Below are 14,086 nucleotides of genomic sequence, written 5' to 3' on the forward strand. Positions count from 1 at the left end.
CGGTTGCGAATCTACCAGTCTAGCAGGAGACGCCGCAGGTCGTTTCCCCAGATAAAACCTGCCAAAATAAACCTGTCCCTTTTCAGCAGGTTGGAGCGATATGATATATACGTTATATACAAGTTGCAAAGTGGGGGTAGGGTTGCGGTAACGCAAGCCGGCGAAGGGGGTCGATATGATCAAGGCTGTCATTTTTGACATGGACGGAACGCTGATCGATACCGAGCGTTTGGACATGAGGGCATGGAAGGCGGGCGCTGCCGAGCTGGGGATCGCGATTGACGATGCGCTGGTCCATCAGTTTATCGGTCGCTCGATGCCCGATGTCAGGGACATCCTTGAGGAGCATTATGGCAGCCGCGAAATCGTCGAGACGGTCGAAGCCCACTACAGGGATGCTCTCGACGAGATGGTCAAGACCGATCTGGAGCTTAAGGCCGGCGCCGCCGAGTGCCTGGACGAACTGCTGGCTGCGGGCTATCACGTGGGCCTTGCGACGTCGTCGCGCCGCGTTGCGGCCGAGCGCAACCTTAAGACGGTCGGCCTCTTTGATAGGTTTGAGACGGTGACCTGCAACGAGGATACCCTGAACGGCAAGCCCGATCCCGAGATCTACCTGCTCGCCTGCGAGCGCGCGGGCTTTGCTCCCGAGGAATGTGCGGTGGTCGAGGACTCACGCAACGGCTGCGTCTCTGGCATCGCGGCCGGCTGCCATGTCTTTGCCGTTCCCGACATCGTGCCGCTGCCGCAGGACGTGGTGGATGGCTGCGAGGCTGTGCTCGATACGCTGTTCGATCTGACGGCGGCGGTCAGGGCCGTGCGCTAAAGGTATGCGCCGAGGCTGATGACGGTGGCTTCGGCGTGGCCTCGCTTGCGTTTTCCCAGATAAAACCTGCCAAAATAAACCCGTCCTCTTTTGGCGGGTTGGCGGGGTAATGCCCGCCGCAACTTATGGCACGGTTGGGATGTGTACGCTTTAAAGAGCGGAGCCCATGGTTAGAGAGATGCGCTCGTCTCTCTAAACGTCTCTCTAAAGAGAACGTCGGTTAGAGAGATGGCCTTAGGTAATCTAGCAGTGAATTCGATACATCTCTCTAAATTTCTCTCTAAAAGAAGGTGCTCATCTCTCTAAAGTTAGAGAGATATACTAAGCTTTAGAGAGATAAATCTATTGTTTTAGAGAGACGGAATGCCAATGCTGTTGGATGAACCTCTTGGCCTTATCGTTGAGCGCCTTCGCAGGCGGGGGACCGATGACGCATCGGTAGAAGTTAAAGCCTGCACGAATAAATTGAGTGCAGACGTATGGGAGACAGTGAGTGCTTTTGCGAACACTGCGGGCGGGCTCATTATTTTGGGTCTGAACGAAGCCAAAGGATTTGTTCCTTCTGCCAACTTTGCTATCGACAGGGTACGCGACCAGTTTGTTTCGGGTATCGGAGACGGAGGCTCAGCGGCGGTGGTGACCCATGCGCCACGGTATGAGCTTGATCGAGGCGAGGTTGACGGGCTCCAGGTACTTCTGGTGCGCATCTTTGAACTTGAGCTCAAAGCGAAGCCATGCTATATCGGCGCGCGCGGCGTGCAGAACGGTAGCTACAAGCGCGTGGATGATAAAGATATCAAGATGTCGCCCGCTGATCTATATGAGCTACAGAGTGCGTTGCTTCCGAGTGATGCAGACGGTACGGTGGTTTCGGAGGCAACAGTCGAGGATTTGGATCCAGATGTCGTGCGGTCCATTATCGCAAATCGCCGGCTGCAGACCCCGCGCGTTTTGCGCGGGGCCGATACGCTGGAAAAGCAGCTGGCCAGACTCAATATCACTACAAAGGATGGAGCTGTGAAGCTCGCGGGGCTGCTGTCGGCGGGAATTTACCCCCAGCAGTTCTATCCCAAGCTGATGATCGATGTCGCCGTTCATTCCGATGTGGAAAAATCTGCTCCTGGGCAACCCCGGTTTATTGACCGCCAGTTGTGCGATGGCCCGATTCCGGCTTGCATCGAAGATGCCCTCGCTGCGATCGGACGAAACTTGCGCAAAGCGGCGATAGTGCGAGGCGCTGGTAGAAGGGAAGATTGGGAAGTACCCCAGGAGGTTTTGCGCGAGGCCTTGGCGAATGCCTGCATCCATCGAGAGTATTCGCCCATGTTTGTGGGGCAGGCCGTGAGCGTCGATATCTACCAAGACAGAATAGAGATCAAAAACCCCGGCGGGCTTTGGGGCGGAAAGACAGTGGACAATCTTGCGGACGGGGAATCGCGCTGCCGAAACCCAAAGCTCATGAGTCTGATGGGGGCGACGCCGTTAGAGCATACTGAGGGGGCTGTTGCGGAAAGTCAGGGATCTGGCATCCCGGCTATGATTCGCGAGATGGAGTCTCGTTCGCTTGGCAGGCCGAAATTTATCGTTAAGGCCGATTCGTTTACGGTGCTGCTTTCCCGGCACGGGGCGGAGCTTGCTGAAAACCGCATGTGGATTCAGGGCCATGTGGACACCGAACTGACGCATCGCGAGGAAACATTGCCTATGTTTATGCGGGAGCATGGGTGCGTATGCGATGTTCAAAAAATACGAGAGGCTTTGAAGTGGGATTCGGATGACATTCGCCTGATCTGCGGGGGCCTTGTCGATAAACATGTCCTGTCAAAATGTGGCAAAGACACGTTTGAAATTATCGATATGAGCAGAGAATTGTCAGCTTCGACGGCGGATAGGATCCTGGAGGCTCTCAGCGCCGGAATGGATATGACGGCGCGAGAAATAGCGGTTGCATCGGGGGTCAAGATTTCGTCCGTCCGTTACCATCTGCCAAAAATGGCGGATAAAGGACTCATTGAAGTAATGGGTTCATCGACGAGCCGCAACCGCCGCTATCGGAAGAGGTAGATGTGGCTGAGTCGCCTCTCTAGTGTCTCTCAAAGATAGATGGATGCTAGAGAGGCGGTTGCCCTGCGATATTTCCCCAGATAAAACCTGCCAAAATAAACCTGTCCCTTTTTGGTGGGTTATTGGTTCATGTTGCCGTGGATGTAGGGGGTTACCTCGGGGGAGATATGACCGCAGCCTAGGTTGCGCAGGGCAGATTCGATGGCGACGGGAAGCGGGGCCTTGCCCTCGTCGTTGACCGCGGTACTGCCGAGGGCGGCGATCTTGGCGACGTCTGCCGGCGCGGCCTCGATATGCATGCAGCCGCCGACGAGGCGTGCGCGGACCTGGTCCAGGCCAAGGTCGTGCAGGTAGTCCTCACAGGTGCGGATTGCATCGACCTTCTCGCGCGTGAGCTCCTCGCCCGTGGGGACGCGCGTGGCCAGGCAGGCTCCTGCCGGCAGGTTCCAGACGGGGTATCCCCAGGCGCGCAGCAACTCGCGCTCTTCGTCCTTGGTAAAGCCGACCTCCATGAGAGGGGAGCGCACGCCGAGTTCCTCGGCAGCGCGCATGCCGGGGCGGTAGTCACCGCGGTCGCTTGCGTTGCTGCCGTCGATGACGGTGGGAAAGCCCAGCGACTTGGCGTGGTTGACGATGGCGGTAAAGCCGGCGTGCTTACAGTGGTAGCAGCGATTAGCATCGTTGCAGGCTACTTGGGGGAGCCGCAGCTGATCGACCGAAAGATTGAGCACGGGGAGCTTAAAATGCGGCCCCTCATTGGCCTGCCCGTCAACCGCCCGCTCAAACGAAGCCTGCTCGGGCGTGCCGATGAGCGGCGTGGTGAGGTGAACGAGAAGCGTGTCGGCAGGCATGATGCGGGCGCATACGGCGGCCAAAAAGCTGCTGTCAACGCCGCCGGAAAAGCCGATGGTGACGCGTCCATATGCCAAAAGCAGCTGCTCGAGCGCTGCGAGTTTGTCCTGAAGCTCCTCTGCAGGTGCGGTGGTGTCTGAAAGCATGAATCGATCCTTGCCGTTGAGTACTCGGTCGAAAACTATAATCCTACCGAGCCGCTTGTCATAAGACTTCTATCTATGTAACGAAAGCGCAATATGCTATATACGTTATATACAAGTTTGTAAAGTGCGGTAGAGTGGCAGTAATGCAATCCGGTGAGGGGACCGATATGATCAAGGCTGTTATTTTTGACATGGACGGAACGCTGGTCGATACCGAGCGTTTGGGTATCAAGGCGTGGAAGGCGGGCGCGGCCGAGCTGGGATTCGCGATTGATGATGCGCTGATCCATCAGTTTATCGGTCGTACGCTGCCCGATGTCATGGACATCCTTGATGAGCATTACGGCAGCCGCGAAATCTCTGAGGCAATTTATCGTCGCCATAGGGAGATTCGCGACGAGATGGTCAAGACCGATCTGGAGCTTAAGGCCGGTGCCGCCGAGTGCCTCGACGAGCTGCTGGCTGCGGGCTATCACGTGGGTCTTGCGACGTCGTCGCGCCATGTTACCGCCGAGCGCAACCTTAAGATGGTCGGCCTCTTTGATAAGTTTGAGACGGTGACCTGCGGCGAGGACGTTGTGCACGGCAAGCCCGATCCCGAGATGTACCTGCTCGCCTGCGAGCGCGCGGGCTTTGCTCCCGAGGAGTGCGCTGTGGTCGAGGATTCGCGCAACGGCTGCGTCTCGGGCATCACGGCCGGCTGCCACGTCTTTGCCGTTCCCGATATCGTGCCGCTGCCGCAGGACGTGGTGGATGGCTGCGAGGCCGTGCTCGATACGCTGTTCGATCTGCCGGCAGCGGTCAAGGCCGTGCGCTAGCGTTTGTACGCGAGTCGCCATGTCCCGCGCCCGATCCCGCGGGACGGTGGCGGCAACGGCGCCTGCGTGGAGGCGCTGACGCAGTCAGCCCCTCTTATCACGCCAAGATTGCTGTTTTGGCCGATAAGAGGGGCATTGTGCTTTAAGCGACTGGGGCTGCGGCCTTGGTAAGGAGCTGGCGGAGGGTTATGACGCTACAAGTTACTCAAGGAGCCAGTCGATCACGTTGCGCTTGCGGACTCCTTCGTAGTTCGCGTCCGCAAACAGCGTGTCGAGCGTAAGAAGCGTCTTGGGGTAGTTGTCTCGGACTTTCTTAAAGGGGGCCAACTCTCGATTGAGGGTGGTTTCGTCGAGCGTTGTGGCTGAAACCTGAAAATAGGCTGTCTCGTCTGAGTTTAGGGCAACAAAATCGATTTCCCCGCCGTCGATATCGCCCACGTAGACGTCGTATCCACGGCGTAGGAGCTCGAGATAAACAACATTTTCGAGGATATGACCGATATCGCTGCTTTGGGTTTTGACAAGAGCGCCTCTAAGTCCAAGGTCAACGGCGTAGTATTTGCCGTTTGTTGAAAGAAGCTGCCGACCGCGCACGTTATAGCGCGGAGCAAAGTACAGCACAAGGCTGTCTGTTAAGCCTTTGAGGTACTTGGCTACGGTTTTCTGGTCGGTTTTGTTGCCGTTGGACGAGAGCGTGTCGGAGATTTTTTTAATCGAGATCCGGTTTCCAATGCTATGGAGTAGGAACTTGGTGATATCGCGCAGGGTCGGGACGTCCGAGACCTTCAGGCGTTCGATAACGTCGCGTATGACGATGGTATCGTAGAGGCTCATAAGATAATCGCGCGCCTGGGGTCCCAGAATACCCGTCTCGGCGATAAAGGGAAAAGAGCCCCGGGTGATGTACTCGTCAAACAACTGCGCGGGAGCCTTTCCGTCATTGGTTTTTGCCGAGCAAAACTCTTTAAAGGATAGGGGCAGCATCTTGAGCTCTACGTAGCGACCGGAGAGCAAAGTAGCCAGCTCGCTCGAGAGCAGATAGGCGTTGGAACCGGTTATGTAGAGGTCGACATTGTCCTTGATAAAAAGACTGTCGACGGCTTTTTCGAAATGCTCGACGTGCTGTATCTCGTCCAGAAAAACGTAGTTCATCTTATCGGGGACGAGTCTGGCGGAAATGTAGTCGTAGAGTGCTCTATATGACGTAAGCGACTCGAACTCCAGGTCTTCAAAGTTGAGGGATATAACCTGGTCACCTGTGATTCCATGATCGCGCAGGTAGCTACGGTAGATTTCGAATAGCTTTGATTTGCCGGACCTTCGCACGCCCGAAACGACCTTGATGACGTGCGAGTCTTTCCACGAAATGAGCCAGTCGAGGTACTGTTTGCGATCAATCAGATTCATGAAACCCCTTTCTTGGCGAGAAAAAACTGGAGCAAAATCAATACTTATAGGAAATATCTAAAAAAATGGAATTGAGTCTATTTTAACAAAAAAGTTAATGAAAATTGGATTACATTCCATAAATATCCGTAACCGCAGGTCCGGCTAAACGGGGGGCGCATGGGGCCAGTAAAAAACGCCGCAGCGGGCCTGTTTCCGTTTCGGCGTTTTTTTGTTACAAGTAGGCGCCCAGGTTGATGTCGGTTGTCGGGACCATGGGTTGGCCCGTCGGGTGCGGCTTGGCATTTTGGGTGCTTACGCGCTCGAGCAAGAAGGGACGCACGAGCTCCTGACGGTTAATGTCCTCGCTGGCCGTGACCGTGGTGACGGTGCGCGCGGCGGAGCCGATGCGGACTCGTTTGGTCTTGGCGACAGGTTTATCCTCGATTTGTTCCATGAGCAGCTGCACGCCCTTGCGGCCAATTTCATAGCCCGGCGGCGCCACGGTGGTAAGGGGAACCGACCCGCTCCATGCAAGGGGGTTGCCGTCGCAGCCGGCCACACGGACCTGCTCGGGGACGAAGATGCCTTTGTCGGTCAGCGCCGAGATAACGCCCGAGGCCAATACGTCGGTCAGGCCGATGACAAAATCGGGGCGCTCGTCAGCAGGGCGTTCGGCAATCTGGGTACCGATGCCGTAGCCGTCGGCTGCGGCATTCCACTCTCCGGCATCGATGACCTCAATTTTGATATCGGGATGCAGGGCAAGTGCTTTGTGGATGCCAAGGACGCGCAGGGTGAGCTGCATAAATGCCGCTCTGCCCACAACGGTGATACGGCGTGCGTCGCGGGCGATGGCGAGCTCGGCGATAATGCGCCCCTGTGCCTCGTTGTCGGCGGCCACGTAGTAACCGGGTTCTGAACAATGGACGTCCAGATGGACGATGGGGACGGGAATCTTGGTCATGGCGGGGTGCCAATCGGGGGACGCCATGGGCTGAACCATGACGCCGGACATCTGCGTGCCCATAAAATAGCGCAGGTAATGGTCCTCGAGAATGTCGTCGTTATCGGCGTTGGCGATGAGCAGGTCGTAACCGTGTTTGCGCGCCTCGTTATGGGCGCCGCTGGCAATTTGGAGCGAGAAGCCGTGGTCGAGGCGGGGGAGAACCAAGCCAAAGGACTTGGTGGTGCCGCCTGCGAGCTGGCGGGCGCTTTGGTTGGGCAGGTAGCCCAGGCGATTGATGGTCTCGTTGATGAGTTTGAGGGTCTCGGGGCGCAGCTTTTCGGGGTGGTTGAGCGCGTTGGATACCGTGCCCAGCGAGACCCCCGCTTCGCGCGCGACGTCGCTGATTTTCACCTTTGCCATAGCGGCCCCTTTGATGCGTTTCAAGTACAAGGCAGATTGTAGCATCGCCCGCCCCTAGGGTGTCAAAACCTGCCAATTAGGGACAGGTTAATTTTGGCAGGTTTTATCTGGGCAAACGCCGTTGCCAGCGCGACCACCACGAAGGGGACAGGCACCTTTGTGGTGGTTTGAGACGCCCGGGCCTTCAATTGTCTCGATCTGTAACATCTGGACGGCAAAACCGCCTCCACCTGTTACAGATTGAGACATAGTGCAGGGGCCGAACCGTAACGTCTCGACCTGTAACACTAAGCCGGCTTATTGCGGCCCAGATGTTACAGATCGAGATCTTTCGCCGGGATAGGCCGCCGCCCCGGCCCAAACCACCACAAAGGTGCCTGTCCCCTTTGTGGTGGTGAGGTGTGTGCATCGGGTGGTATCTAAGTTGAGATACCACTTCTGGTATATCAGCTTGCGCTTGCGTGAGTACAATACTCGAACGTTATACGTCTCAGCGCCCCCTGTGCGTGGACGTCTTGCAGTCACGCGAACGAAGGGATTTATCCTATGTGCGGAATTGTCGGCTACACCGGCTCTGATATTGCAAAGAACATCCTGGTCACGGGCCTCAAGCGCATGGAATATCGTGGCTATGACTCCTCGGGCGTTGCGCTCGAGGTGGGCGAGGGCGCCGCGGCTCACCTCGACGTCATCCGCCGCGTGGGCAAGGTCGCGGGCCTGGAGAGCGAGCTTTCCAATATCGACAGCGACGCTACCTGCGGCATCGGCCATACCCGCTGGGCTACCCACGGCAAGCCCTCCGTCGTTAACGCCCATCCCCACACCAGCTGCGACGGTCGTATCGCCATCGTCCACAACGGCATCATCGAGAACTTCGCTGAGCTGCGCGAAGAGCTGGAGGGCCGCGGCCACCACTTTAAGAGCGAGACCGATACCGAGGTCTTCGCGCATCTGATCGAAGAGGCCTATGCCGAGACACACGACCTGATGGCCTCCGTGCGCGAGGCTTGCACCCACGTGGTCGGTGCCTATGGTCTGGCCGCCGTGTGCGCTGACGAGCCCCGCGTGATCGCCGTAGCCCGCAAGGATTCCCCGATTGTGGTCGGCGCAGGCGAGACCGGTGCCTATGTCGCCTCCGACGTCATTGCACTCATCGACGCCACCCGCGATGTCGTGGTGCTCGAGGACGGTCAGTTTGCCAAGCTCACGCCCGCAGGCGTCGAATACACCGACGAGGCCGGCAATGTTATCGAGCCCAAGGTCACTCACATCGACTGGGATCTGGACATGGCCGAAAAGGGCGGTTATCCCGACTTCATGCTCAAGGAAATCCACGAGCAGCCGCGCGTCGTGCGCGACACGCTGGTCGGTCGTATGACGCCAGCCGGCGAGCTCGACATCGACGAGCTGGGCCTTTCGCTCGAGGAGCTCAACGACATCGACCGCGTCTACGTGATCGCTTGCGGCACCAGCTATCACGCTGGCCTCATTGCTAAGAATCTCATTGAGGGCTGGGCTCGTATTCCTACCGAGGTCGAGGCGGCAAGCGAGTTCCGCTACCGCAACCCCATCATCACGCCGACGACGCTTGTTGTGGCCGTGTCCCAGTCGGGCGAGACGGCCGATACCCTTGCCGCCATTCGCGACGCGCGCATCAAGGGTGCCAAGGTCTTCGGCATCACCAACGTGGTGGGCAGCCCGGTGGCGCGCGAGAGCGACGGCGTCATCTATACCAAGGCCAACAAGGAGATCGCGGTCGCCTCGACCAAGAGCTTTATCGGCCAGGTTGTGAGCCTGACGCTGCTGGCGCTGCTGCTGGCGCAGGTCAAGTACCGCCTGACCACCAAGCAGGCGCGCATGCTGTTCCGCGAGCTTTCCGATACGGCAGAGCAGATCCAGTGGATTCTGGACACGCAGACCGAGGCCGTGCACGAGGCCGCCCTGCTGTGCAAGGACGCGCAATCGGCGCTGTTCGTGGGCCGTGGCATGGGTGCCGCTATCTCCTACGAGGGCGCGCTCAAGCTCAAAGAGGTCAGCTACCTGCACGCCGAGGCCTACGCCGCCGGTGAGATGAAGCACGGCCCCATCGCCCTGATCGACCCGGGCTTCCCTGTCATCGCCGTGGCCACCAAGAGCGCCACCTACGACAAGACCGTGTCGAACCTTATGGAGTGCAAGGCGCGGGGTGCCAAGGTCATCGTCGTTGCCACTGAGGGCGACGAGGAGATCAACAAGATCGCCGATTGCATCATCCGCGTGCCGGCAGTCCGCGACGTGTTCAGCCCCATCACGGCGAGCGTCCCGCTGCAGCTGCTCGCCCGCGAGGTCGCCATCCTGCGCGGATGCGACGTCGACCAACCCCGAAACCTGGCGAAAAGCGTTACTGTCGAGTAGCGGATGTTCCGGCGTTCCAACAGCCAAGGCCCGGCTCCGCGTCATCAGACGGAGCCGGGCCTTTTTGTACGGAGAAACCACCACAAAGGTGCCTGTCCCCTTTGTGGTGGTTTTGGCAGGTTAGCGGAGCTTGCTGGTCTCGAAGTACTCGGGATACTGGTCCAGAATCTCGGTCTGGTTGCGGAACATCATGTGCAGGTGCTTGCTCACCAAAAAGCGCGCCTCGATGGGGTCGCGTCCGGCAATAGCGCGGCGGATTTGCTTGTGCTCGTTAACAATCTCCTGCTTGTCGAGCGTCTGCGTGGCGGCGCGCAGCCAGCGGAAGCGCTCTAGGTCGGCATTGGTCTCCTCGAGCCACGACCACACGGTGCTGCGGCATGCGATGCTAAAGATCATGCGATGCATGAGATTGTCGCTCAAAAAAAAGCCGATGCGATCCTCTTCGGCCATCGCCTTTTCCTGCAGCACGATGGCGCGGTCGAGCTGCTCGATGCCCACCGAGGTGGCACGCGCGCAGCACTCCACGATCACCTGCTTTTCCAGGTGCTCGCGAATGTAGCAGGCACTCTCGGCAAGGGTAAGGTTGATGGGCGAGACATAGGTGCCGCTTTGGGGCACGGTGCGCACCAAGCCCTCTTGCGCCAGACGCACCAACGCTTCGCGCACAGGGGTGCGCCCCATATCCAGGTCGTCGCAAAGCTGTTTAACGCCCAGCTTCTCGCCCGGCTTGTAGTCCAGGTAGACGATTTTGCGTCGAATGGTGTGGTAGGACTGGTCCTGTAGGCTCGCTTCTTGCTCGCCGATGTGCATCGATTCTTCCATAGCGCCTCGCAACCGTTCATTCACACTCATATGTCAGTTGTTTATTATGCCGCGAGTCAGCCCTCCGCGGTGGGTAATTCAATCGCCGCCCGATAACTTTTGCGACATTTTTTCCTGCGTTTGCGCGGGATTGCGCTTAGCGTTGTCGTATCGTAAGTCGTCGCAAACGTGAAATAGGAAGAAGGAATCCCATATGCAACTGGCAAATATCGTACGCGAGCGCTGGAAGGGCGTCTTGTTCTGCCTGATCATCGCCATTCCCGCAACGCTGCTCGGCAAGCAGATCGAGGTGGTTGGCGGGCCGGTATTTGCCATCCTCTTTGGCATGGTCCTGGCTCTCGTCTTTCCCAAGAATCGTCGCGAACCGCTCGCTGCTGGCGTCACCTATACATCCAAAAAGATCTTGCAGTACGCGGTTATCCTGCTTGGCTTTGGCATGAACCTCTCGCAGATTCTGTCCAAGGGCGCCCAGTCGCTGCCGATTATCGTGGCGACGATCTCGACCTCGCTTGTTGCCGCCTTCGTGCTCTGCCGCGTCATGAACGTGCCGAGCAAGATCGCGACGCTTGTGGGTGTGGGTTCGTCGATTTGCGGCGGTTCTGCCATCGCCGCGACCGCACCCGTCATCGATGCCGACGATCGCGAGATTGCCCAGGCTATTTCGGTCATCTTCCTGTTTAACGTTATCGCGGCGCTCGTGTTTCCGACGCTCGGCGGCATGCTCGGGCTGACCAACGAGGGCTTTGGCATGTTTGCCGGCACCGCCATCAACGACACCTCGTCGGTAACGGCTGCGGCGAGCGCCTGGGACAGCATGCATCCCGGTGCCAATGTGCTCGAGAGCGCCACGGTGGTCAAGCTCACCAGGACGCTGGCCATTATTCCCATTACGTTGGTCCTCGCATGCTGGCAGATGCATCTAGCGCGCAAGGCTGGCGGCGACGCCAAAAGCACGTTCTCGCTTAAACGCGCGTTTCCCATGTTTGTGCTGTTCTTCGTGCTGGCGAGCGTGATCACCACGGTGCTTCAGCTTCCCGCGTCCGTTACGGCACCTATCAAGGAGCTTTCGAAGTTCTTTATCGTGATGGCCATGGCGGCTATTGGTTTCAATACCGATATCGTTGAGCTGGTCAAAAAGGGCGGTAAGCCCATTGCGCTGGGCCTTTGCTGCTGGATTGGCATTGCGTGCATGAGCTTGGGAATGCAGTACGTGCTGGGAATCTGGTAGAGAAGTAGCCAGTTTGCGTGTTGGCTGCTGGTGAGCGCATGCCTGCGGTGGAGCGATAGGAGCTCTTGCGGGTATGGCTTGTCCGCAGGTTGATAGGTCCCGAAGAGCTCTTATCGCCCCGCCAGGATGGCGATGCGGGGCAACACCTATACTCGCAGGACGGCGCTTTCTGCCCTATAGTGTTTGGTGAGCAATATCGTTCAATTTTGAAACACTCGGTCGTGCGACCGTCGGCGGTTGCACATCGCCGCGGACAGGGGCAAATCATGGATAGCGATTCCAAGCTGAACATCTTGACCGAGGCCCTGGCTGCTGCCGGGGCCTCGGCATTGGCAATCGATGCGCGGGGGGACGTCGCGATTTCTACCATGAATGACGCGGCTCTTGAGCGGGATGTGGCGGCTTTTGTCGCTGAGCGCCTCGACCGTATAGGAGACGGCGCGCGTCTGGTTATGGGACGTGCGGGTGCGCGCCTGAGCCTGACCGTTCGCCCCACCGACAAAGAGGGCGGGGGGCTTTGGGTCGCCGTGGTCCGCGAGGTGCGCGGCGCCGCGGCACATGCGGGCATCGAATGGCTCAATGCCGACGAAGTTGAGGCCCGCTACGAATCGAGCGCGTACGGCATCGTTGAGGGGGCGGCCTCGATGGCTGCGCCGGTCGCCGAGAGCTACGCGCGCGGAGTGCCCCTTATGCTCGAGGGCGAGCTGGGGGCGGGTCAGGTCGAGATAGCCAAGCGCCTCTATCTGGACGGTCCTTTTGCCGATCAACCCTTTGTTTCCGTCGCGCTCGATGAGCTCACCGATCGGGGTTGGCGCCATGTGCTCAAAAGCTCCGAATCGCCGCTGTTTCAAACAGGGCTGACCCTTTGCATTGAGGGCTGGAATGCGGTTGGTCCCCAGCGCCTCCGCGAGCTCGTTTCCACGATGGCCGACACCGCGTTGGCGACGCGCTGCCATGTGGTGCTGACGGCGAACGACATGCCGGGCGGCAGCGAAAGTGATCAAGCCGCCTTTGTGACCGAGCGCTTCGCCTGTGCGGTGAGCGTGGCGCCGGCGATTGCCGAGCAGGGAGCCGCGTCGACAAAGGTTGCGCGCTATTTGGAATATCTCGCTGATGCATTTGGGACGGCAGCACCCACGCTGTCCGCCGCGGCGACGAAGACGCTCGATGCTTACCGCTGGCCGCGCAATTATCTGCAGCTCCGCGAGGTCTCGGAACGACTGTATATATTGGTGGGGGCGGGCGCGGTGGACCGCGCTGTGGCGGAGGAAGTGCTCGCCCAAGAGGATGTGATTAAGACCGCAACCTTTGGCGCCCCGACACTCGAAAGTGACCTGTATATCCTGCGACCGCTGGCCGATACCGAGCGAGATATCGCGCATCTGGTTGTAGATCATCTACGCGGCAACCGAACCCGTGCGGCGGAGGTGCTGGGCATAAGCCGTACAACGCTGTGGCGCTTGCTGAAGGACGATGACCGTTGAGCGAGGCGCCCGTGACCGCGCGCGACGCGTGTGCTACAGTCCAAAGCGTTATTGTTTCGATTTGGTTACGGCGTGCGAGGGCATATGGCTGAGACTTCAAAACCGAGCCGCAGAAGACGGAGCGCCGCGCCGGTTAACCGACGCACGACATCGGTGACGTGGGGCAAACACGCCTCGGGGTTTGATGGCTCGTTCAAGCGCACTAAATATGGCTATCCTTCGGCAAGCGCTCGCTTGGCCATGCAGGCCGAGTCGTCGCTGTGGGGCCGCAAGCGCGTGGTGGGCTCAAAGCTCAAGCACGACGGCACACTCGGTTACATCAGCCGCGGGGCGGCTCGCCGCAGCGGGCTCAATCCCGCCGGCTGGCATCGCTACGTGCCGATCGTGGTTGTCGTTGCAGCGATCGTCATCGCGCTCGCTGCGCTTGGCTACGCCGGCGGCGGCGCCAACTTGGACGCAATGTTTAAATCGCCCGAGCTCGCGCATGCAGGCACAGAAGTTGTCGAGGGCGCACAGACCCAGACGGGCGTTGTGCCCCAACGCGGTATCGTCGCGGCGGCCACCACCATCGCCGATGCGCAAAAGGACGAGGACGAACAAAGCAGCGAAGCCGAAACGACTCACACGAACGAAACGACGACAACGGCGACGTCAATATAAGTTGCGAGAGGGGTAGCTAAAATAGCCCCGTCCCAAA

General features: G+C 58.7%; 11 protein-coding genes. 7 read left to right on the forward strand and 4 right to left on the reverse strand.

Features of this window, described 5'->3' with window-relative positions:
- The first annotated feature begins 175 nt into the window (after positions 1-175).
- Both DW732_RS07450 and DW732_RS07455 read left to right on the forward strand, forming a co-directional pair.
- Positions 176-826 (forward strand): HAD family phosphatase, encoded by a 651-nt coding sequence (locus DW732_RS07450; RefSeq protein WP_118099190.1) that lies wholly within the window; start codon positions 176-178, stop codon positions 824-826.
- 369 nt (positions 827-1,195) lie between these two features.
- A complete protein-coding gene (locus DW732_RS07455) occupies positions 1,196-2,890 on the forward strand; it encodes an ATP-binding protein (RefSeq protein ID WP_158567379.1) in 1,695 nt (564 codons plus the stop codon).
- Positions 2,891-3,009: 119 nt separating this feature from the next.
- Here the strand turns inward: DW732_RS07455 and DW732_RS07460 are convergent, their stop codons facing one another.
- Positions 3,010-3,888 carry an ATP-dependent sacrificial sulfur transferase LarE gene (locus tag DW732_RS07460; RefSeq protein WP_118099192.1) on the reverse strand — a complete coding sequence of 293 codons (879 nt, stop codon included), beginning with the start codon at positions 3,886-3,888 and terminating at the stop codon, positions 3,010-3,012.
- Positions 3,889-4,055: 167 nt separating this feature from the next.
- Here DW732_RS07460 and DW732_RS07465 point away from each other — a divergent pair, with 167 nt between their 5' ends.
- Positions 4,056-4,706, forward strand: coding sequence for an HAD family phosphatase (locus tag DW732_RS07465; protein ID WP_158567380.1), 651 nt, complete (start codon positions 4,056-4,058; stop codon positions 4,704-4,706).
- Positions 4,707-4,907: 201 nt separating this feature from the next.
- Here DW732_RS07465 and DW732_RS07470 read toward each other — a convergent pair whose 3' ends face one another.
- Positions 4,908-6,113 carry an ATP-binding protein gene (locus tag DW732_RS07470; RefSeq protein ID WP_118099194.1) on the reverse strand — a complete coding sequence of 402 codons (1,206 nt, stop codon included), beginning with the start codon at positions 6,111-6,113 and terminating at the stop codon, positions 4,908-4,910.
- 214 nt (positions 6,114-6,327) lie between these two features.
- Positions 6,328-7,461 carry a LacI family DNA-binding transcriptional regulator gene (locus DW732_RS07475; protein ID WP_233539398.1) on the reverse strand — a complete coding sequence of 378 codons (1,134 nt, stop codon included), beginning with the start codon at positions 7,459-7,461 and terminating at the stop codon, positions 6,328-6,330.
- A gap of 546 nt (positions 7,462-8,007) precedes the next feature.
- Here DW732_RS07475 and glmS point away from each other — a divergent pair.
- Positions 8,008-9,855, forward strand: coding sequence for a glutamine--fructose-6-phosphate transaminase (isomerizing) (gene glmS / locus DW732_RS07480; protein ID WP_118099195.1), 1,848 nt, complete (start codon positions 8,008-8,010; stop codon positions 9,853-9,855).
- 120 nt (positions 9,856-9,975) lie between these two features.
- On the opposite strand, the gene DW732_RS07485 is transcribed toward glmS, so the two are convergent.
- Positions 9,976-10,677: a GntR family transcriptional regulator gene (locus tag DW732_RS07485; protein ID WP_233502147.1), complete on the reverse strand. Its 702-nt coding sequence runs from the start codon at positions 10,675-10,677 to the stop codon at positions 9,976-9,978.
- A 193-nt stretch (positions 10,678-10,870) separates the two neighbouring features.
- Here DW732_RS07485 and DW732_RS07490 point away from each other — a divergent pair, with 193 nt between their 5' ends.
- The 3 genes from DW732_RS07490 to DW732_RS07500 all read left to right on the forward strand — a co-directional run bounded on the left by DW732_RS07490 (position 10,871) and on the right by DW732_RS07500 (position 14,049).
- Complete coding sequence (locus DW732_RS07490; RefSeq protein ID WP_117734862.1) at positions 10,871-11,905, forward strand: YeiH family protein; 1,035 nt, start codon at positions 10,871-10,873, stop codon at positions 11,903-11,905.
- A 266-nt stretch (positions 11,906-12,171) separates the two neighbouring features.
- Positions 12,172-13,389, forward strand: a complete 1,218-nt coding sequence (locus tag DW732_RS07495) for a helix-turn-helix domain-containing protein (RefSeq protein ID WP_118099196.1) — start codon at positions 12,172-12,174, stop codon at positions 13,387-13,389.
- 84 nt (positions 13,390-13,473) lie between these two features.
- Positions 13,474-14,049: a hypothetical protein gene (locus tag DW732_RS07500; RefSeq protein ID WP_147356369.1), complete on the forward strand. Its 576-nt coding sequence runs from the start codon at positions 13,474-13,476 to the stop codon at positions 14,047-14,049.
- The last annotated feature ends 37 nt before the right edge of the window (positions 14,050-14,086 follow it).

Origin of the sequence: Collinsella sp. AM28-11LB (assembly GCF_003469895.1) — a bacterium.
In the GTDB taxonomy this organism is placed as follows: domain Bacteria; phylum Actinomycetota; class Coriobacteriia; order Coriobacteriales; family Coriobacteriaceae; genus Collinsella.